Source organism: Pseudomonas thermotolerans DSM 14292, from assembly GCF_000364625.1.
GTDB lineage: Bacteria > Pseudomonadota > Gammaproteobacteria > Pseudomonadales > Pseudomonadaceae > Aquipseudomonas > Aquipseudomonas thermotolerans.
This window is the reverse complement of sequence record NZ_KB822666.1, coordinates 1-1,438: the sequence shown is the minus strand read 5'-3', so window position 1 is coordinate 1,438 and position 1,438 is coordinate 1. Positions and strand designations below refer to the sequence as shown.

At 54.7% G+C, this 1,438-nt stretch carries 1 pseudogene; it reads right to left on the bottom strand.

Features of this window, described 5'->3' with window-relative positions:
- Positions 1–93: 93 nt before the first annotated feature.
- Positions 94–1,290, bottom strand: a pseudogene (locus H165_RS18895) (heavy metal sensor histidine kinase); the annotation flags it as partial.
- Positions 1,291–1,438 lie beyond the last annotated feature (148 nt).

Here is a 1,438-nt window from a genome sequence, read left to right as displayed (position 1 = left end):
CGACGATCTGAGCGCTTTTTGATCGATGGATCGCTTCAAAAAACAGCGAGGTCTGTAGTCGGCCAGAAATACGTGGCTACTTCAGACCATCCCTAGATGCTCTGAGCTGATTGTGTCCCCTGGGTTCTCGATACTGAAGGTAGTGGAGTCCTCTGTCTCGCGGATCAGAACCGAAATTGTCTGTCCCGCCGGCGTGTAGCGCAGCGCATTGGACAGCAAGTTGGATAGCGCGCGATCAAGCATCAGCCGATCTCCCAGCACTTGGCCTTTGCCTGTGAGCGATAGCTCAATGCCGCGCTCTTCGGCCAGAAGGTGGTAGTAGTCAAACAGCTTGAAGACTACGTCAGCCAGTTCGATCCTGGCCTGCTCGGGGATGATCAGGCCATTATCAGCCTTGGCCAAGAACAGCATGTCATCAATCATCCGAGACATGCGCTTCAAGTCCTCCAGGTTGGAGTACAGATTCTCCTCATAGGCATTGATATCGCGTTTTTTACTCAGCACGACCTCGGTGTGGGTCATCAGATTGCTGACTGGAGTTCGTAGCTCGTGGGCAATGTCGGCCGAAAAATTGGAGAGCCTAACGAAGGCATCCTCTAGCCGAGCCAACATCGCATTGAAGGAGAGAACCAGTTGCTGAAGTTCCCGCGGCACTGGTTCGAGAGGGATTCGCTCCTGTAACGAGCGAGCGGACATCCCGGAGGCCACATGAGTGACTTGCCGCAGAGGCCTAAGGCCGCTGCGAGCAACCACCCAGCCGAGTGCGGCACTGAACAGGGCGCTGATGACCAATCCAATCCAAAACCATCGTTGCAGCGTGTCGAAAAAGTGTGTGTGATTGGTGACGTCAAGAATCAGCAACGCAGTGAGCGGCTCAGCCTGATCGGCTACCGAGATTTGCTCCGTCATGCCACGGTACATGTGTTGGCCGTTCTGCCACTCCCACATGCTCTGCTCATTTGCACGTCTGAAACGCTCAGGTACTTCGACTGCTCTGGGGTCGGAAAACAGTACAGAACCGTCACTGGCCAGGATAGTGGCGGCCAGATCCTGATGGGCTCCCAGCAAAGCTCGCAACTGCGGTAATTCTTCCGAAAGGCTCGCTTCACCGCGAGCATTGTTGAGGATATGTTTGGCGGATTCGAGTTTCTCCACCAGGGCCTGCCGATCCAGCATCTTGAAGTGGTGCTGGCTGAGCATATTGAAACTCAGCCCTGCTACCGTCAGGACTGCAATTACCGCGGACATGAACATCAGGCTCATGCGTGCGGTCAGCGAAAGGTGCTTCATATTCACTCCGGAGCATCCATCATGTATCCCATGCCGCGGGCGGTATGAATCAGGGCGGATGCAGAAACTGAGTGCAACACAGTCATTGAATTGAAGCCGGAGTATCATGCCGCATAGCGATCGCTTTCTGCACGACCTCGCTCATGAC